The 19,103-nt window shown below is 55.9% G+C and carries 12 protein-coding genes; 9 read left to right on the plus strand and 3 right to left on the minus strand.

Going from position 1 to position 19,103, the window contains the following annotated elements; genetic code table 11:
• Positions 1 to 614 precede the first annotated feature (614 nt).
• Complete coding sequence (locus C6P61_RS16080; RefSeq protein WP_146115075.1) at positions 615 to 1,028, minus strand: DUF6471 domain-containing protein; 414 nt, start codon at positions 1,026 to 1,028, stop codon at positions 615 to 617.
• Positions 1,029 to 1,132: 104 nt separating this feature from the next.
• Between C6P61_RS16080 and C6P61_RS16085 the strand changes: the two genes are divergently transcribed.
• The 9 genes from C6P61_RS16085 to C6P61_RS17795 all read left to right on the plus strand — a co-directional run bounded on the left by C6P61_RS16085 (position 1,133) and on the right by C6P61_RS17795 (position 13,203).
• Positions 1,133 to 1,978, plus strand: coding sequence for a TnsA endonuclease N-terminal domain-containing protein (locus C6P61_RS16085; RefSeq protein ID WP_170067408.1), 846 nt, complete (start codon positions 1,133 to 1,135; stop codon positions 1,976 to 1,978).
• 2 nt (positions 1,979 to 1,980) lie between these two features.
• Positions 1,981 to 4,077 carry a Mu transposase C-terminal domain-containing protein gene (locus tag C6P61_RS16090; protein ID WP_105730937.1) on the plus strand — a complete coding sequence of 699 codons (2,097 nt, stop codon included), beginning with the start codon at positions 1,981 to 1,983 and terminating at the stop codon, positions 4,075 to 4,077.
• Positions 4,078 to 4,095: 18 nt separating this feature from the next.
• Positions 4,096 to 5,742, plus strand: a complete 1,647-nt coding sequence (locus C6P61_RS16095; protein ID WP_105730938.1) for an AAA family ATPase — start codon at positions 4,096 to 4,098, stop codon at positions 5,740 to 5,742.
• Positions 5,743 to 5,800: 58 nt separating this feature from the next.
• The gene (locus tag C6P61_RS16100; protein ID WP_105730939.1) at positions 5,801 to 7,051 is read left to right on the plus strand and encodes a TnsD family Tn7-like transposition protein; all 1,251 of its coding nucleotides are present in this window, start codon (positions 5,801 to 5,803) and stop codon (positions 7,049 to 7,051) included.
• 485 nt (positions 7,052 to 7,536) lie between these two features.
• On the plus strand, positions 7,537 to 8,097 hold the full coding sequence (locus C6P61_RS17785; protein WP_146115076.1) for a hypothetical protein: 561 nt from the start codon (positions 7,537 to 7,539) through the stop codon (positions 8,095 to 8,097).
• Complete coding sequence (locus C6P61_RS16105; protein WP_105730940.1) at positions 8,094 to 9,476, plus strand: ImmA/IrrE family metallo-endopeptidase; 1,383 nt, start codon at positions 8,094 to 8,096, stop codon at positions 9,474 to 9,476. The genes C6P61_RS17785 and C6P61_RS16105 overlap by 4 nt, the downstream gene beginning before the upstream one ends.
• Positions 9,477 to 9,934: 458 nt before the next feature.
• The gene (locus C6P61_RS16110; RefSeq protein ID WP_105730941.1) at positions 9,935 to 11,059 is read left to right on the plus strand and encodes a transposase; all 1,125 of its coding nucleotides are present in this window, start codon (positions 9,935 to 9,937) and stop codon (positions 11,057 to 11,059) included.
• Between the two features lie 516 nt (positions 11,060 to 11,575).
• Positions 11,576 to 12,418 carry a hypothetical protein gene (locus C6P61_RS17790; protein WP_146115077.1) on the plus strand — a complete coding sequence of 281 codons (843 nt, stop codon included), beginning with the start codon at positions 11,576 to 11,578 and terminating at the stop codon, positions 12,416 to 12,418.
• Between the two features lie 2 nt (positions 12,419 to 12,420).
• Positions 12,421 to 13,203, plus strand: a complete 783-nt coding sequence (locus tag C6P61_RS17795; protein ID WP_146115078.1) for a hypothetical protein — start codon at positions 12,421 to 12,423, stop codon at positions 13,201 to 13,203.
• Positions 13,204 to 13,459: 256 nt separating this feature from the next.
• Here the strand turns inward: C6P61_RS17795 and C6P61_RS16115 are convergent, their stop codons facing one another.
• Together C6P61_RS16115 and C6P61_RS16120 are read right to left on the minus strand one after the other, a co-directional pair.
• Positions 13,460 to 17,494 carry a tetratricopeptide repeat protein gene (locus C6P61_RS16115; RefSeq protein WP_105730942.1) on the minus strand — a complete coding sequence of 1,345 codons (4,035 nt, stop codon included), beginning with the start codon at positions 17,492 to 17,494 and terminating at the stop codon, positions 13,460 to 13,462.
• Positions 17,495 to 18,085: 591 nt separating this feature from the next.
• Complete coding sequence (locus C6P61_RS16120) at positions 18,086 to 18,934, minus strand: hypothetical protein (RefSeq protein ID WP_105730943.1); 849 nt, start codon at positions 18,932 to 18,934, stop codon at positions 18,086 to 18,088.
• Positions 18,935 to 19,103: the final 169 nt, after the last annotated feature.

Here is a 19,103-nt window from a genome sequence, read left to right on the forward strand (position 1 = left end):
CCTGAGCTATACAAATTGCAGCCGACATGTTGAAGGCCGGCTGCCGCGCAGTCGGACGGGGTGTGATAACGGCAGCGACTGCGGGAGAACTGGGACTGCGGGATAGTTTTGAGAACCCAGACAGGGCGGCGAAGCCAGCACCCTGAAAACGATAAGGCTGGCGAGTGATGCGGCTCCGGGGTGCACATGCACAACGACGACGATCTAAAGGCACTGTGCTGACCTTCGGCACAGGATGGCTGAGCTCGCCCACCAGGATGCACACCAGCACTACCGAGGGAAGGAAACCCAAGCAGCGCCTCAAGCCTGGGGGTCATCAAAGGGGAATATCCCAGTAGAAGACGCCATACGAGAGGATCTCCTCCGGATATTCCAAGGGATGCTCACCAAGATCACGACCAGGGACTGTTCAGGGAAGGACTCCGGGCCTATGATTCAAGGGCGTTTACCGCATTGAGCATGCCCTCGCCTCCTCACACTGAGGCAGGTGCCCCTTTTTATGAAGGGGTACGTGTATGCGACGTCGTGCTGTGTTGTCGAGTTCAGGCAGGCCGCCACTAGAGGTGAGCGGTGTGATCGCTTGGCGTGGCCATCCGGCGTCATGCCCAGCCCTTCTACCGGCCCCTCTTCCACACCCCATCGCCTCTGAGCCAGACGTCAGCCACTCGCTCCCCCTGTATGTCGATGGTCTCGGCCCCGAGTGCCGTCAGACAGCGCAGAAAGAAGCCAGCATCAAACGTGCCGCGGTTGATGCGGCGACTCAACGTCTTGGGCGCTATGTCCAGGCCCTTCTCAGCCAGCAGCGCCGACAACTGCGGGTAGCTGAGACCTCGCATGGCGACAGCGTCCTTCAAGAGCTCACTGGCGAACTCTTGCCAGGAGTCGCGTTCAGGTTCTGTCGGCATCGCAGCATCTTCAAGAATTTTTTTGTGGTCGGGCTCGTGGCGAAATCGAGCCTTCTTACTAGGACTTTTTGTCAGGAGGCGCTGGCGGATCATACCTGGGCGGGTGACAAAAATGTCACCCACTTCAAAAGCAGCGCTTTACTTCATGCCCCCAGCACTTTGCGGAGGCGAGGTCTGGTCCCGAAGTCATGACGTGCATGACGAGTGGGCCCTCGAAGGAACAAGGTATGAGACAAAGCAATTGGACTGAAAAGAAGATCGCCGAAATCCTGGCCAAGGGCTACGGGTCGGGCAGCGGCGCGAGCTACAAGCCATGGCTTGAAGTCACCGACTTCAGCAGTAGCGGCAGATCTCGTCGCGTTTTCGGACTCAAAACCGGTCGTATCCACCACCTGTTTTCTGACGTCGAGTTCGACATCTTCCTGGCCGCTGAGTGGTCACGGTCTGTCGTCGACATCCGCGAGCAGTATCCGCTTGACCGCGATCTGAGCCAGACCGTGGCGCAGGAGCTCAAGATTCAACACCCGTGTTACCCCGGCACGCGCGTGCCCACGGTGATGACAGTCGACTTTCTGCTGACCGTCGTCGAGCACGGGGGCAAACGGTTGGTCGCCCTCAACGCCAAGCGTGACGAGGAAGCCGAAGAAGAGAACTCGCTGGCCAAACTAGAAATTCAGCGTACTTACTTCGAAAAGCTCGAAATCGAGCACTACCTGATCTACCACTCCCAAATACCCAAGCAGAAAGTGATGAACATTGCATGGATACGGGACGCCCAGCTCAAGCCAGGCGAAGTCGAGCCCCGTCCAGGCTACTTTGCCGCTTTGTGCAGCCGCATGAGCCGGGAGCTGATGGCCCCTACATACGCCAACATCAGCCTGGCTGATTACTGCCAGTCTTTCGACGAGCGCCACGGACTTGAAGCTGGGAGCGGTTTGCGGGTGGCGCGCATGCTCATCCAGGAACTTTCGCTGTCTGTCAATCTGGAGTCCAAAGATCTGACACGCGAATCCTTGGGATCGGTCATGATGACATCTCGTCCCGGCCAGCTCCGTGCCTTCGGTGGGGTCTGACTGTGCTGTACAAGAACGATGTATTCGATCTCGACGGCATCCGCATGCGAATGCTCGAAGCGGATATCCCCGGCGACGTGGCCTGGTGCATCAGCCTGGACAGTCCCGTGGCTTGGCCCGTTTGTCTCTCATACAGGCAAGTCGCCGACTTGAGCAGCGTCACAGTCGAAGAAGTGTCACACAAAGAGCACAGCGAATCGTGTCTGCGCAAGCTCGAGGCGGCTTGGACTCGCCTGGAACCATTTCTGAACCAGCATGGCGCGAACCTGTATGAGCCGAAAATGCGCAGTCTGTTGGTCGCAGAGTACGCGCAAGCGCAGGGTTGCTCGCCGGTAACCCTGCGCAAGGATTTGCGGCGATTCTGGCAGCGGGGACAAGACAAGTTCGCCCTCATGCCCGACTTTGGCAATTCGGGCCGGCGCCAGGATGTAGCCGCCGAGGAAGACCCTGAAATCACGGGCGGTCGCGGTCGAAAGCCATCCGGCGGGCAACCAGTCTTCCAGTTGAAGCCGACCGACATCCGGTACATGCAGCAAGTCGTCGAAGACGTGTACCTCAAGGACGCCCGCGTCACGGCGGTTGACACCTACACCGAACTGGTGGAACGGCACTACAGGTACGAGGATGGGAACCAACAACTTTACGCCTGCCCGGCAGGCTCTCGCCCAAGCCTCAGGCAGTTCCGGCACTTCCTGCGCACCCACTACAACATCGAAATTCGGCTCCGCAAACGGAAGGGCAACTCCGATTTCGAGCGAGAAGACCGCAAAGTCCTGGGGACCGTGCTTGCCGACTGCTCCGGCGTCGGTCACTACTACGAAATCGACGCGACGCTCGCCGATGTCTACCTGGTCTCGCGCGAAGACAGTAGAAAAATCATCGGCAAGGCGACCCTCTACCTCATCATTGACCGCAAGTCCCGTCTGATCGTCGGGTTCTACTTCGGCCTGGAAAACGCCTCATGGAACGCGGCACTCCAGGCGATCCTCAGCATATCGGAAGACAAGAGAGCCCTGTGCGAACGTTATGGCGTGGAGTACCACCCGAGCGACTGGCCGGCGCACCAAGTCTTTCCCCAAGAGTTTCTGGCTGACCGCGGCGACATGATTTCTCACGCGAGCGACAACATCGCTCAAGGTCTGCAAGTCACCGTCACCAACCTGCCGAGCAAGCGGCCGGACTGGAAACCGCTCGTTGAGTGTGGCTTCCGCCTCATACACAACACGCTGCGCCCGGTCACCCCGGCATACGATCCACCGTCCAACGCGACCCGGCGGCGCGGCAAGCACTACGAGAAAGACGCCTGCCTGACCGTCAAGGATTTCGGCAACCTGGTGCTGAACGCCATCATCCAGAACAACCGTCGCGAAATCTTGGATTACGAGCTGACACCGGCTGAGCTCCTGGCGGGCATCCGTCCAAGCCCCATCGAGTTGTGGAACCACGGCATCGCCTCGCGCGCCGGTCTACTGACTCGATTCCCAGAGGAACGGGTGCGCTTCGCACTACTGCGCAAAGACACGGCGACGGTGACAGAGCGCGGTGTCGAGTTCCTCGACTGCTTCTACAGCTTTCCCGAGGCGATTGCGAAAAAATGGTTCGAGACAGCGCGCAAGGGTCGATTCAAAGCCGTAGTGTCATACGACCCGCGGCTAGTCGACCAAGTGTACGTTCACGCTTTGGACGGCAGGGGGGCTCCTCACTTGGCTACCCTGACAGACCGGAGTCAAAAGTACGCTGGGCTCAGCTTTGGAGAAGTTCGCTACTACGAACTGCTACGCCAGCAAGTACGCCAGGAATCTGAGCACGAGCGCATGCAGAACAGCCTGGACTACCGCCAAAAAATCAAGCCAGTTGTTGACAACGCTGAGGCGCGCCTCAAAGCCGTAGGCAAGACATCACGCTCGGCTCGCCGCGCCGACACCAAGCCAGCCCGCCACGAAGAACGGACCCTCGAGCGCCAAGAGCAGGCCAGGATTCAGAAAGTAACGCCAGCTGTCGCTGCCCCTGAACAGGCACAGAAACCCCCAGTCTCAACCGGATCCCCCAGCACTCAACAGGAACGGCTCGAAGCCATCCTGGCGCGCATGCGTGCCTAAATTCCGTCACAGACCACCATGAAACACGAACTACCACCCCAGACCATCACCGCCCACTACCTGGAGCAGCGGCTCCCGCAGTTCAAGGGCAATCCTCTAGTAGAAGCCCTGCCGCCGCCGATGACGGACGAGAGCCTACTCGAGGCATTGACGTTAATGCCAGACTACGACCCGGGTCAGCGCCAGTGGTCTGCGTCAGAGCGCATGATGATGATCGGGACGCTGCAAAACTTCATGGTCCCGATGCTCAAGCATACTGAGCTCTGCCGGGCGCTGGACTCCATGCTGCGCACGGGGTACGTCGGGCGAGCGCCCAAGACGCCAGGGCATGCGGCAATTTTTCAGTCGATTTACCAGAAGCAGATGGCAGGGCAGACATTTGCCCAAACAGCAAACTCGCGTACGCCGCAAATCTCGACCGCACTGATCGGCCTCTCCGGCATGGGCAAGACGACGACCGTACAGCGCTGGTGCGCACACCTGCCGAAAGTGATTTTCCACCCCGAGTACAACCTGTACCAGATCCCGGTGCTGCACGTTGAGATGCCCTCGGATGGTTCCTCCATAAAGGGCCTGGCTCACGGCATTCTTCAGAAAATTGACGAGCTCATTCCCGGTGCCAACTACTACGACATGTATGCGCAGAGAGGCCGGACCGGTGCAGATACCCTGATGCGGGGGGTCGCACGTGTGATGAACCTTCACCTGGTTGGCCTGCTCATCTGCGACGAAGTGCAGAACCTAGCCAATTCGAAAAAAGGGAGCCAGACGGTCATGACTGAGCTGGTGTCAGCAGCGAACGACCTGAAGGTCCCGATACTATTCATCGGAACCAACAAGGCCGCCAAGGTTCTAGGCACGGACTTCCGACAGTCGCGCCGCTCTAGCGGCCAGGGGATCGCACCCTGGGACAGGCTTCTTCCTGGGACAGCGAGCGCGCCAAGCGAGTGGGATGTGTTCCTCGAGATTCTTTGGCAATTCCAGTGGGTCCGAAACCCGGTCGCGCTTGATCCGCTGTTGAGCCGGTACATGTTCGACTGCTCTCAGGGCGTCATCGACCTTGCCATCAAACTGTTCGCCGCAGCGCAAGCACGTGCCATCCTGGATGGCACCGAGACTCTGACCGCAGAGCTGATACTGGACGTCTACGGTGAGGAGTTCCAGTTGCTGCACCCGATGGTCGCCGCACTGCGAGATGACAACCTGGAGCTCCTGAACCAGTTTGATGACATCGCGCCGCTCAACTTGCAGCAGCATTTGGAGGCTGCACAGCGAAAGCTGAACCTGCTGAAGTCTCCCCTGTTCAGCGTCAAAGCCAGCGACGAAACATTCGCCCCTCGACTCTCTGCTGGGCTTCAGGCGATGGGGGTCGGGGAGGAAGAAGCGACAAGCCTCGCAGGCGAAGTAGCGAGTACCAACCCGGACGCCAACCTGGCGACCGGCATCAAACGGGCTGCTGCGGCACTAAGCAAGCCACAACCGGTGAAAGCTCGCGGGAAGGCAGGGAAAGGTAAAGTTGTTGAAGTGCCCGTCAACAAGTTCGATGAGCGTCCCAACGACTACCGACGTGCGATTGCCCACGCCCAGGCAAACAACGTGACGGTGCTGAGGCAGCTGAAGGACTTCGGCATGGCGCCACGGCTCGAGGACGTCATTGACCTCTGACCCTGTACCGGTCACGTCCTCTTCACGACGAGTTCGTCGGCAGCGTCGAGTAAAGCTGATGCCCTGGCTGCCCATGCCCTATCCTGACGAAGTCATCGGGAGCGTCATCGCCCGGGGCTGCCGACAGACCGGCCTCTCACTCAAGCGGCTGATGAGCGAGCTTGCCGGTAGCAATCGCGCCTACGCTTCGTTCCTGATGTCGTCCCACATCAGCGCGATGAGTGCTTGGTGCGGCGTAGATCCTGAGGAGCTACTGCTGGAACACACCGTGTTCCCCTATACGGTCTACTTCATGCCCAAGACAACGAGGGCAGCCTTGATTTCCAAGGCACTACGTCCGACCCCGGGGGAAGACTGCCTCAGTTCCCTTACCAAAAACGTATCGCATGGTCTGCCCTATCGCCGCGTCTGCCGCGCGTGCATCCGCGAAGACTTGGCCAAGTTCGGTGAAACTTACTGGCATCGCAGTCACCTGCTGCCAGGGGCCTTCCTTTGCATCAGGCACGGCATACCTCTGCAGGTTTCGGACATACCCGTCCGCGGAAAAACGCAGATCCGCAATATCTTGCTTCCAAACGAGACTAGGGCTAGACCCTTGGCGTTTCGTGCCAAGTTGGCCACTTGGGCGTCGTTGACCTCGCTCAGCGTCAAGATGCTGAGCATGCCGGTGCGCGAACACGACGACGATGCGCTACTGGCTCTGTACCGTGCGAAAGCCTTGGAACTTGGCTTCATCTTGCCTTCAGGCGACATCGCAGGTGTTTCTCTCGCCGCCAACCTCATAGACCACTTCACCATGCCTGTGTTGGTCGACGCTGGGTGCGAAATCGCTCCAGCTGCTCGCGCATCATGGCCAGCGCTGATGGTTCGCCTGGGGGCGGGCATTCCGTTCACCACAGTCAAGCATGTCTTGATGCAGACATTCTTGTCTGAAGCCGTGCCCGAGACAGTGACGGTTAAGGGGCACTATGACAGTCCGGGCAAGAAGACAAGGGACTACGCGCATCTTGATCTTCGCTCGGCGGCGAAAGTGAAGACTTTCATTGCGCGGGCCGCCGCTCAGCGAGAACGGCATACGGTCGAAGCCATGTTGACGGAAATCGGCATCTGGTCCTCGTTCCGTCACAACCGAGAGCTGTTTCCACTGACCAATGCATTGGTGCAGGCGTTCCGGTCATCGGACCAGTCGGACCGCCAACTGGGCAGGAGGCAGTACTGGCGCGAGCGCGGCACCAAGCGTGCCAAGCAGCGAGAGCTTTGGGAAGCACTTCAGGCCACGCCGCTCGACAAAATCAAATTATCAAAGTGATGACGTACAATGGCTTTGAGGTCCCCTCGACGTACGGGCGGGATGACCGACGGTCATAGCGGAGAAGTGCCCGGTACCTTCCGCTACTCGGCCCACGGCGCTGGCTAGCGGGGCCTGACAAGATGCCCCATTGAATTGTCTATACGTATTTACAACTTAGGAGATACGTTATCAGCTGAGTGATAAGTGCCTGCCAAGTGGGCGGACAGAGGATGTTCGAGGTGCTTTCAAGTACGGGCCAAGTCGAACAGGTCGCAACTGAAGCTCTGGTAACCAACGGTGTGCCGTGCAGCACAGGTGCACTCTACGCGAGTGCTCTATGAGGGCGGTTTGGTGATGTGATCTTGCATAGCCGAGGACTTTTATCTGCAAGCGTTGGGAATCAAGCTGCTGCCGAAACGGTCAAACCGGCATGCGATCTTTAGAGCTCAACTGGCTGATGAAACCAGCATTCTTGTAACGGTGCTTGCCCTGATGGTAGTATTATGGACTCCGAAGAATACAGAGACTATCGAATGCTTGATGCTTTTAATACTATCCGCACATTGCTTGGTGAGCCACGTCACCCCGAGCTTAAGACGAAGAAGTACGACGATGAGTTGCTTCAAATGAAACCATCTGACGGACTCAAGACGGTGATACAACACCCGGTAGAATCGCTTCCGCATCCTGCAGTAACTCCCGAAGTAACTGAAGAAATGAAGCAACAAATTCACCTCTGGATTATTCGACTTAAAGATTGCGTTTATGCATTAGAGCGAAGTGAATTCGGAGATAAGTTAGAGAATGGAAAAATAAAACATACAAATCTAACTGGAGGCGAACCTGCATTTACCGGCGGAGAGCTTATCTGGATCACCGAGCGAGAGGTTATTGTTAATGGCTGCTCAGGGCGTTATGGACCAAAAAATGCTAATGAAATGACTACCGCAGCTAAAGCATTCTCGAATTCTGGCTACCGAACATGGACAACAGGGTACGATGAAGGTACCGGATACTGCTTCAGATTCGGTGCAAGCATCCCTGTGGAGGCGCTTCCACAATGAATACAAAAATAAAAAATATTTTACCGATCGATGTTAGCAATAACGTGATGTTCGTTCGCAGTCAGTCTCAGTTGGCCAAAGATAATCCTGCCGCCACAGGGCATAGACTCACCCGTTTCCAAGCAGAGGAAGCGTTTGGTCGTGACTTGGTACAGCAAGTAATGGATGAAGATGTAGTTAGCTTGATTCCGTCTTTCCATGAGCCTGCAAAAACAATTCAAACAAAACGCGAACAGCTCGGGCTTGAAATTAATCAATTAGCAAAATTCTTACACATCAATAGCGAGATCATCCGAGACGCCGAAACTCCAGGGAAAATTACTCCAATACAAACACTCAATAACCTGTGTCAAGTATTGGCTCTCGATGAAACGGTTCTTGGCTATCGACCCGCAGCAGGAAGCGATGAAACGCTAGGTGTCCGACTTAGAACGCTCTCTGAAGCAAGGGATGCCAGATCCTTTTCCAGCAATACTGTAATGGCCTTGGCCGAGGCGGCATGGATAATATCAAAGCAAATGACATTATCAGAGCTCATTGGCATGCCAATGCACAATTTAGTTACACCATCAAGTCGCCGGAATGGGGACTACCTCTATCCAGCATACGAAAAAGGTTACTTTCTTGCTGAGGAAACTAGAAGGCTTTTAGGCATGGATCCTGATGCCCCCATCAATAGCATGCGTGCATTGATCGAAGAAGAGCTAAATATCCCGCTAATTCAAATTACCTTGGATCCAAGATTTGCTGGAGCGACGATTGCTAACGGCACCTATCGAGGTATTATTGTTAATGAGCGAGGAAAAAACTCAGATGTCGCTATTCGAAGAATGACTATATGCCATGAGCTTGCTCACCTGCTTTGGGATCCCGATGAGCGACTGAACAAAGTAATCGTAGATGATTACACTGAAATTGATTCAGGAGCATTTCCTCCAAAAGATCCAGTGGAGATGCGAGCCAATGCGTTTGCTGTTGCATTTTTGGCTCCGCGATCTGCAGTCAAATCCATAGTTAAACAATCAAACAACTTGAGCGACGCAATTACAGAAGTAAGTCACCGTTTTGGCATTAGTATTTCTGCTGCCCGCCACCATGTTCATAATGTTACACGCATTGAAACTCAATCAATCAGAGTTAATGATGTCGATTTTGAAGAGTGGATCCCAGCCGAAAACAAGACAATTGATTATCTACCTGGGTTGGACGAATCTATTCCAATCTCTAGAAAAGGAATGTTTGCCGGCATCGTAGCCAAGGCTTACCTCAATGGTCAAATCTCCGCAGACACTGGATCGATGTGCCTAAAAACATCTTCAATAAAATTCGCAAATTCAGCCAAAAGCATTTCGGAGATGTGGAACTTCTCTTCAGATTAATTCAGGCAACATGACACCATATAACTTCATCCCATAATAAATAATTCAAATTAATGATGGAGAGTCCATCGCGGAGTTTCGTGTCACTGACTAAATCATGCTTCTTGGGCCTTTGATTTATTAGCGCACGCCGCCGTGTGTCAACAAGAGCTAACCTGACCTGCCCCCATCTGCCGTACCAGTCATAAAGCAGGAAGTCCGGGTTGCCACGGTTGCTGCGGAACAGAATCTAGCACTCGCCAAGTGCTATATCAAGGAGCACCCTGCTCCTACCATTCCCAACTCCGAGTTCTTCCAGCACTTCTTTCATCCAGACGTCCTACGTAGCCTCTGCGCAATCCGGGAAGGACTGAGCAGGTCAGGTGAGAGTCAGATGCGACCGCCATCTTGCGCGCGACCATGCTCGACAGCATGCCCCGCTGTATTGCCTATACGTATTTCCAACTTAGGAGATACGTATGAGCTGGGTGATAGGTGCCTGCCAAGCGGGTGGTCAGAGGATGTTCGAGTTGCTTTCAAGTACGGGCCAAGTCGAACAAGTCGCAGCTGAAGCTCTGGCCACCAGCGGTGTTCCGTGCGGCACAGGCGCGTCAACGCGGGTGGTCTATGAGGGCGACCTGGAAACGTGGTCCCGCGTAGCAGTGGACGAGTATCTGCAAGCGTTCGGAATCGAGCTGCCGCCGGGACTGTCAAACAGGCATTCGGTCTTCCTAGCGCAGCTGGCTGACGGAACCAGCATTTTTGTGCCGGCGCTTGCTCTCATGAGAGGGATCTTCCGGCCACACGAACTGCTGATGCCGCTGGCCTTCACACCAGGCAATGTCGACTTGATGGGGTTCGTGGACTATTCAAACGATCCGCCCACGATCGTCCTGGACGGCACAGAGCAAAGGAATCTCAACAAGCGTGATGCCGCCAGTCGTTACGAGCCCGTGCGCTGGATGCTCTCGTCAACATCAGCCAATCGATGCGCTCACAGCGTCTATCTGTACTCACTTAGCGGGCGGCTCGACCTGCGCCTACCGCAAGGTCAGTTCCGGTTAGTGCTCCATGGGCGACAAGTCGCGTCGAGTCTGTTTGTCACCAAGGTCACCGTTACCTGGGTCACAGTGCCCGTCGAGGACTCCGTCACCAGAGCAGAACATACACATGTTTTTCATCGCATGGCGGCTAAAGAACGCACAGTGCCCGCCTTGGCCGCTTTACCGCCTGTACCTGTTCTGCCTGACGGCCGTGTTGAACTGACAGATCTCGAATGGGACCGTATCAAGCCCTTGCTAGACAGCAAGAAGCGCAACCGTTCCATCCACTCCGGACGAGAGCTACTGAACCTCATGCTTTTCAAACTGTCTAGCGGCAGCTCGTGGAAGACTGTGACCCGGTCTTCTAACTTCCAGGAAACCACGCTTACTACCACCTTCAGGTACTGGCAACTGGATGGGCGTTTCTCCCGGGTCTTGTCAGAACTCATGCAGCTTCGAGGCACAACACGGAACCGTCCTGCGCAGTATCACAAATATCAATTTATAAAGAATTGCGAACGGCGGATACTGTCACCATCACCGCCAGTTATGGGGAGATGAGGCAGTGTGAAGTCCATGATCTGCCGCCTTTTGCTCCGTTTGGCAAGCCTCATCAGCATCACACCTGCCCAGGCAGGCTTTGAACTGACGGACAAGGGGCCGATCAAGCCCGCGGCCTACGTCTAAGTCACCCGTGTCTATGCCCTATGTCGGGGACTGAATAGTTACGGAACCGCGTAGCCAACCTTGCAAATTATTAATTTTAATATATATTATGATGAAATTGGCACTCAAACAGATACCTCTGCTTACCCTCTTCCGGCCAAATTAAAAATTGCCACCACCCAGCAAAATCAGTCATGTCAGGCACTCCCATTTCGTGTGCTATACTTAATCGATTCCGTATGGGCCAACCTATTTTTGTCCTGTCCGGAAGACATGTGAGGGCTAGCGTGGATCAACGTAGATGTGCTGCCCACAGCACCTATGAATCGGCCACCTTGTAGCTCGTCTTCACGATGTGGGGTAGATTTTTTTGAAAAGGGCACTCTGTGCCCTTTTCCATTGGAGGGCCAGATGAATTTATTGCTTTGGCAGCCGATCGTTCGAAAAGCACTGGAGGAAGGCATCGAGATCTCAGCAGGGCCGATACCCGGGGCGCGACTGAGGCAACTCATTGCCCGGTACGCAGCAGATGCGAATCTTTCGTTTCCCCCAGATCCAGACAGTACTTTTAGTAGTTTTCTTGACCATTTCCAGGATCTGCTATTCGTTCAGCGTCGTCCTGGTCATGACATGTTGGTTGTGCCAGGGGATCGGGTGGCCTTGCTGTCAGCGACCAAGGATACACCACAGAGCGCAGTACTTCGAAGGGATCTCTTTGAGGCACTCACTATCATCCCCAAGGAAGGCGCCGCCGGGCCACTGTACATCCGCAGTTCTGACAGCGTTTTTTGGCCTATGCCCGGGATTGAGACTCCAGCTGATGCGGTCGTGTTGCCATTCTCCACCCGGGATTTGGCTTTAGAGGACCGACGAGAGTTCGTAGCCCAAACGCGCTCAAAGCAACTCAGAACAAGCCTTGAAACGAGCTTGACCCATTCGAAGCCACTCCACTCTTTCTCGGAAGCCGTCAGAGCCCATGGACTGGCTCGGGAGTGGCACCAATTTCGATTGGGCAAGCTTCTTGAGCGGCTAAAGCGCTGGAGCGAGGAGAAGGCTGTGCCTTGGAGGACAGTCTGGTTTCTCGAATCAGAGCAAGTCGCCACCCAATCGCTAGGGACAGCCCCGGGGCCGACTGGGGCCAGCAACGTGCAAGATTTTTTTGCTGCACTGGCGGTCGTGCTCAAGGAAGGGGATCTTGCGCGTATAAGCATCCCGCTTGATCTAGTCGCAAAGGCGTGGTCTCAACGGAGTTGATCATGCCGCATGCGCTGATTGCTGGTGTGCCCATGGGGTGGTCTCGGCAGGTACGAGGTGCGCTGGACAAAGTCAAGGTTCCTGACTGGACTTTCTCAGTCTTTCCCGGGTCAGATCCAAAGATCGCCGGCATCTCCGACAAGCAACTGCCAGACTTACTCGCTGATGCAGCCAAGCGAGGAGGCGCACATGTGTTCTGCGTCTCGGACGGGCGCGACCGTCAGAGAATTGCAACTGCAATACGAGAGCATTTCAGATTTCGCTGGCTAGCGTCGGATGTCGTGCGTACTGCTACTACTCAGTCGGAACCACTTGTCAAGGATATAGAACGGGCAATCAAGGAAGAAATCGAGTGGCGCAACGCGCTCCATCCGATAGTGAAGAGCTCTCCTCTAGCACTGCCGCAGAGAGGCTTTTCTGCGGAACGATCTGTCGAGGCGATATGGTCTATGAGCGAGTCATTCAACAAGGAAGATGGGTTCTTTGCCAAAGTAGGAGAGGCTTTGGAACAATTTCGGATGCAGCATTTAAAAAAGTGGGATAAACACCGAGAGCGTTTCTTCATCGACCTTAGCAACAGAGTGTGGAAAGACGATGGCCCTTACCACGGAGATGCGCCATTTCCGCGCGACTGGAAGTATTCGAGCGCCCTTCCGGAACGCTTTCACTTTGATGTGCAGCACGCCCAGAGGAAGGCTTTCAACTTCAATGATAGAGCAGGACGCGGAAAATCAGTTGCAACCTCCAAGCACTGCAACGTTGATGCTCATGGCTACCTCAGATAACGGTCAATCTGTTCTGTGATGAGAACCAGCATTCGCTAGATTTACGACCCAGTTACCTCTAGAGGTTCGTCGCGCTCTGACCGAACTCAGCTGCTTGCTGTAGATCTCCATGGCTTGATGGTCTAGTCGGCTTGGTGGGGATCGAATTACCTATACGAGCAACCAAGTTCTTTGCAAGTGCTGGCGTTTGGGCCGCGACTTCAGCACCACGCGCTTCCTGCGCCACATAGACGGTTTGATCTTCCGCAGTGGACGCCTAGGGCCCGGAAGGCTCTGGCGACTGCGGAGGCTCAACCCGTGCAATTACTGCAGTTTCCGGCTCGGGTACATTGCCATCAAACATGAGATACGGCGTCACCGTGCACTTGAGCGCATCCAGCTTCACAGCCCGCCGTTGGTCTGGTCGAGCTGACAGGGCTAAACCCGCCTGAACGGCTTGGGCCAAGGCATTACCTAGGGCGTTAAGCCGCACCTCGCGCAGCTTCTCAAGCGGTGGGTAAGGCGACTCCTCGCCCGCGGTGGAGACAACCAGGTTCCCTGTCAGGTCTGCAATCTCGGCCAGGAACCATTCCGCGTTGGCACTCGGATGCCGCAATGCACCTTCAACGAGGTGACCCAAAAGTTCGGCAAACGCTTTCACTTGCGAGTGATGGGCCGCCAGCAGGCTCAAGAACTCGAACACCACGCGAGCGGCACTGACGAACTCAGTGTCAGGGCTTGCCAAGTACTCCTTGAGCCGTTGAACGCCATATCGCAAGGTGAACCCGCCTTGCAAGGTCATCCACAACAGGTCATATGCCGCCAACGACACGAAGGTGCGATTGCCAAGAAACTGTCGCAGCACTGCTTGGCGGTAGTCTCTCGGTCGAATCATCCCTTTGCTGCCCGCGTGCATCAGCAGCACCTGGGGCCACACCGAAGGTCGCTTGAAGGTGACAGTAGCCAGTTGTGCCAGCCGGCCATCGACAGTCAACAGCGTCGCATCCAGTTCAGCGACTAGCAGCAGCGCGGAATACTCTTCCGCTTCAAGCGCCTCTTCCGCGTTCTCCAGGCCCTCTGGCAGTGCTTCCGGACCGTAGGCAGGAAGGACTTCGCAATGCGCACGAACTGCTTCGACTGTAGCCTGCAGAAACGCCACGCGACGCTCTTTGTCTAGGCTGCTGTACTCGACGAAGCGCATCTCCCCGTCGTCATCAAACATGTGACCGTTCTCGCCGACCGACTGCGCCTCTTCGAGACTGTCTTCCAGGACTTCTAACGTCTTGGTAGAGCAGTAGACCTTTGGCAGAACTGCAAGGGCGCTCTGGCAGCCAATACGCGTGAGCTCCACGATGGTTACAGCATCAACCACGTACGTCGCATCGGGCCGCTCCAAGAGCTGGGCAGAGCTTTGACGGTCGTCACTAGTGCCGCCAGACACAAAGAGCTTGGGGCCAGAGTTTGGCCATCCGGTGACAACGTCGACCACGCTTCTACCAAGCATTCGAGCGACGATGCCCAAGGTGAGAGGGCCATTCTGATAGGCGTCCATGACCATCTTTGAGTAGTCGGACTGGCGCTTGAGCACTGCGTGTACATGCGAAAAGTCAGCGCCATCCTCTTTGGTCGGAACCGGAACAGAAAAGAACACTGAGTCCTTCGACATCGACGTTTGGACACGTTCTTGCGCAACCTGCAGCAAATGTCGATATGCCGAAGTGATGCTCTGAACTGTGTATGCACGCGTAGTGCCCAGCCCACCCGGCAACTCGACTTCGGCTCCGAGAGCAGCACCCAATAGCGCCTGGACTTCGCCACTGTCATGCGGGTAAAACCCATCGCGGTTCGGCAGAGACTCCGAATTTTCCGGGTCGAGGGAAATCGTAAGTACAGCCCCAAACTCATCCTGCAATTGAACAGTCGAACCCGGTACGACCGCCAGCAGAGACTCCTCCATGTTTGGAAGGTTGGCCCGACATGCAACGAAGCCGACGAAGTAGCCAGACGCTGCCTCGAGTGCATCCATGTTTCGGCGGAACTGCCGATACAGCCGCAACATGCCCGACTCGCGCCGGTCGTACTTCAACTCGAGCGAGGCAAGCTGTGCGATTTGTCGATGAGGCCCCTCAAGTTCGTCAGGCAAAGCTTCCAGATCCTGGTGGAAGCGAAGCATCCTCTTGGTCTTGAGGTCCAGAACGAGTTTGAGCAGCCAACCGCCAGAACTCTTGGGAGCACTTTCGCACTGCCGGTCCGCCAACGGCACAATAAAGTCCCAGTCAGCCGCCTGCTGCCCCAGCTCAAGCGCAAGCCCCCGGACATGGTCGTCGGCAGCCCAATCACCGGGCAAAGCCGTCAGCAATTGACGTGCCTTTTTGCGCGCACCGCTGCGAACATAGCAAGCTAGGAGCCGAACATGGAGCTCGGTTCGGTGCCCAAGCGGCGCAAACTTCTCGTAGATTCGCGCCGCTTCAGCGTACTTACGCACCGCGTAGTACAGGTCAGCGAGTTGAAGTGCCGCCGGTCCCTGACTCAAATCGGGAACAAGCTCCTTTGCTCGGGTAGTCGCAGCATCGCATTCTGCGTCTTCACCCACCAAGTGAAGAATGCGCGCGCCACCGCAGATGAGTGGAAGGCTGTCCGTAGAGGTCCAGTTGACCGCTTTGACTTCCGCCGTCGCCTGAGCCCTGCCGCCCTTCGACCGGCACAGCGCATTCCACCGCATCGCCTGCATGACGTCGAGCACCTTGGGCTCGGAGCACGGGACTCTCTGGATAGCAGCAATAGCCGCATCAACAAGGGCGACATCGCCAGCATCGGATGCGACCTCTGTGACCAGTATCAGCGCCTCCTCTTCAAGCTGGTCCAGCCAGGCACGACCTTTGACCAGAATCTCGTCAAGGCGGTCTAGCCGTCTGTAAGCATCTAGAGTCACGCACAAAAGCTTCGGGCTCAACGCATCGGCATGCCTGGCCTCCTCGACGAGCTTTAATGCTTCTTCAGCTTGACCCGAAAGGTTGTACGCGTAGGCCAGATGCACCAGCGTGTCCGCACGAGCCTCTGTGCTTTGAATGTCCCAGAGTCGCTCCTTACGCGGCGTAAGGTACGAAATCGCCCGCTTCAATGCCTCTAGATTCGAATTTGGCCGAAGTTCAAACGCGCTTTGGATAGGGTCCGCCGTCGCAACCTCCAGCGCCATCGCAAGTGCAGTTCTTCGGACAAAAAAACCCGCTTCAGGCAAATCGAGTGCGGGCCCAATGGTCTGATTGGCACCTGCGAGGTCGCCCACCATCTTGCGCGCCAACGCCAATGTCTGCAGCACATCGCAGTTGGAACGCATAGCCGCCGGCACATCCGTCAGCTTGATTTCCTCACCCTTGAACATGCGCGCGTTCGTGTACGCAATCCAAACGTGCACAGAGGTCGGAAATCTATCGACCGACTTGCGGCCCGCAGCGACAGCGCCTGCAATGTCAGCATCAAGCAGCAGTCCGCGAACACCTGCCGCAGCCATCTTTTCATCCTCGGGATAGAGCTCAGCCGCCTTCAGAAAGTCGTTGACTGCGGCCTTTCCACCTTCCAAGTGCCAAGTGCACAGCGCGCGCTGCAAATACCAGCGGGCCTGCTGATGCAAGTCGAGCAACCCCATATCCGACCCCAGGCGGGTCACAGCTTCCAGCCCATCTCGAAAACGGCAAGCCTTCAACATTTCATTGATGGCATCGAGTTGGCTCGAGATGAATTTATTGACGGAATCAGGTCGTGCGCCCGGCAGGCCGGTGACTATGTCTAACTTCGATTCAATCCTCAGCACTGTCGCTTGAAGAGCTAGATTGCTGTCTCTTTGTTCATGGAACATTGCGCCAGGAGCGTTGGGTGCGTAGTCTCGCTGCAACTTCCCATTACCTCGAATATGGCGACAGATGTCATCCCAAAATTCGACTTCGACGGGAAACTGCCCTGCCGCAACTCGTATGTCAGACAGAGTTTGGACGTCGTGCAAGAGCGTCGCGTCAGCAGCTGCTGTAGTCGCGACGATGAGCTTGATGATGGGTACTTTCTTCTTCTCCGCTCGCTCGAGCTCCTTCTCGACCATCTTAAGCGTCAGCGCGCCATCAACATATCGCTTGGACTGGATGCCGAGCCGGCCGGCAGACGAGTTCACGAAAACGTCGACGCCACCCTGAGCTTGCCCCCGCCTGCCGTTTATTTTGGGCATCAGGTCGCCGAACAGCTCGCCATAAATTCGGGCGCACATATCCTCGAAGGCCGAGTCATCTATTGGTTTCGAGATTTCGAACTGCACTGCGTGCATGTGGCTCCTTGTTCTGCCGACTCCTTGTGCTTGGCTCTACAGCACGAGACCGTCCCCTTGGCACCAGTTGTTGGCTTAGCCGCGCAATCAATAGCTAATCAGACCGCTTTCCGCCTTTGAGTCATATTTTACCCGGGACTGGTTATGTATCCAGTGCGTAGGGATTCAAGTTTCCTCACGAGTTAGCCCATCTACACAGCCTGCAGCGATTAGCGCACTCTGTGACGTAGCGGGCCAGTCCTGCAGCGCTTGTGCCTTCGCCATGGTGGGTCAGCTGCTCGACGCAAGCGAACAGCAGGCCCGGACGGACCGCCACCTGCTCCGCGGCTCTTCGCCTGCAATGTAGCTAGGTTGGTCCGCTCCGGTCTGCCCCGACCCACACCCCGAAGAGATTTCGAAACCCTGAGGCTGGATGAGTACCTCATTGACGCGCCAGACCGCACTACCTTGCACCATGTTCGCGGCGATTCTGAACTGATCTGCCCCTCCTTCTGCTATGCCGGTGATTCGGCTGCTCCGCAGCGATGGCATGTAGCTTCTTCAAAGGAACGCAAGGGAAACATCAGTGAAAGCCTATCGATCAGCGGGTCGTCAGTGCCTCGAGAGCTCCACAAATGCGTGCAGTGCCGTTCGCATCTGCGCCAGCAACAGAACGATTTCGACTTTCTTCGCTCTCAGGATCGTTTGGATATCGACGTACGGCCGCTCCATGTTGTCGAACTTCCACCGCCAGCCGGAAGGGATATAGTGCGCGTCTGAAATGGCCGTCCAAACCTTCTTGATGGCGCCGTGAAGCGCCCTCAGCGCGGTCAGCGTCTCATGGTCATAGCAAACGAGTTCTGCCCGGCTGCTGGCGACCACGAACTCGCGGAGTGCGTTGTAGCACACGGCATCAATCTCAGTGGCGAGCTCCTCGTCGGAATTATCCAACCAATTGAGCAACCTAGCGTGCTGCCTCAGGTAGTCCTGGCCAAAGTTCGGCGGCGCCGACGGGAAGAACCGCGGATCGAAGATGCTTGGATGCTGAGCGATGAGGTGAAGGCGGTTCACGAGAAGCACGCGCAGACCCTCTAGGTCAAAGAGGTCTAGGGACCAGCCGTAGGTTGCTCGGATGTATGCGAACGCCTTTTCCTTCTCGGCGGCGGACAGGTGCGACGTGCATGCATAGACAAGCTTCCTTACCCCCGTCTGCGTTTCAGCCACCCGAGTGCTGTCCGACTTCAGCTTCGGGAACCATTTCTCGTTCACCGTGAACGCGAACACGATGACACCACCCTGGCCGTCGTCTCGCAAGATGGCGTCTAGGCCGTCGTCTCCTGTGCCACCCAGAGGCTCGATTCTCGGGTAATCCGCATCTGAAAGAAGTGCGCAGCAAAGCCGCTCGAACTGACGGTAATCAGTAAGACGCTCAAGACAAGTGGTGATGGGGTCGGCTGGCATGTGACAATTCTAATGGATGATACTCCCAATCTCTTCTTCCACGGTCTTTCGGGCAGCCCGAAAAATGAGACCCTGATGAAAGCTGGGTCTCATAAAAACCTTTTCGCTGTCATCACGTCTAGACTCCTTCTCAGGAAGGAAAAGACGAGAAGCTAGCTGCACAAACGCA

The organism is Malikia spinosa (assembly GCF_002980625.1).
In the GTDB taxonomy this organism is placed as follows: Bacteria; Pseudomonadota; Gammaproteobacteria; order Burkholderiales; family Burkholderiaceae_C; genus Malikia; species Malikia spinosa.

Bases quoted from the DNA above. Each gene is read 5' to 3' on its own strand.
- C6P61_RS17795 (WP_146115078.1), top strand. From the start codon at position 12,421: ATGCCGCATGCGCTGATTGCTGGTGTGCCCATGGGGTGGTCTCGGCAG.
- C6P61_RS16100 (WP_105730939.1), top strand. From the start codon at position 5,801: ATGCCCTGGCTGCCCATGCCCTATCCTGACGAAGTCATCGGGAGCGTC.
- C6P61_RS16105 (WP_105730940.1), top strand. From the start codon at position 8,094: ATGAATACAAAAATAAAAAATATTTTACCGATCGATGTTAGCAATAAC.
- C6P61_RS17785 (WP_146115076.1), top strand. From the start codon at position 7,537: ATGGACTCCGAAGAATACAGAGACTATCGAATGCTTGATGCTTTTAAT.
- C6P61_RS16120 (WP_105730943.1), bottom strand. From the start codon at position 18,934: ATGCCAGCCGACCCCATCACCACTTGTCTTGAGCGTCTTACTGATTAC.
- C6P61_RS16085 (WP_170067408.1), top strand. From the start codon at position 1,133: ATGAGACAAAGCAATTGGACTGAAAAGAAGATCGCCGAAATCCTGGCC.
- C6P61_RS16110 (WP_105730941.1), top strand. From the start codon at position 9,935: ATGAGCTGGGTGATAGGTGCCTGCCAAGCGGGTGGTCAGAGGATGTTC.
- C6P61_RS16095 (WP_105730938.1), top strand. From the start codon at position 4,096: ATGAAACACGAACTACCACCCCAGACCATCACCGCCCACTACCTGGAG.
- C6P61_RS17790 (WP_146115077.1), top strand. From the start codon at position 11,576: ATGAATTTATTGCTTTGGCAGCCGATCGTTCGAAAAGCACTGGAGGAA.
- C6P61_RS16115 (WP_105730942.1), bottom strand. From the start codon at position 17,494: ATGCACGCAGTGCAGTTCGAAATCTCGAAACCAATAGATGACTCGGCC.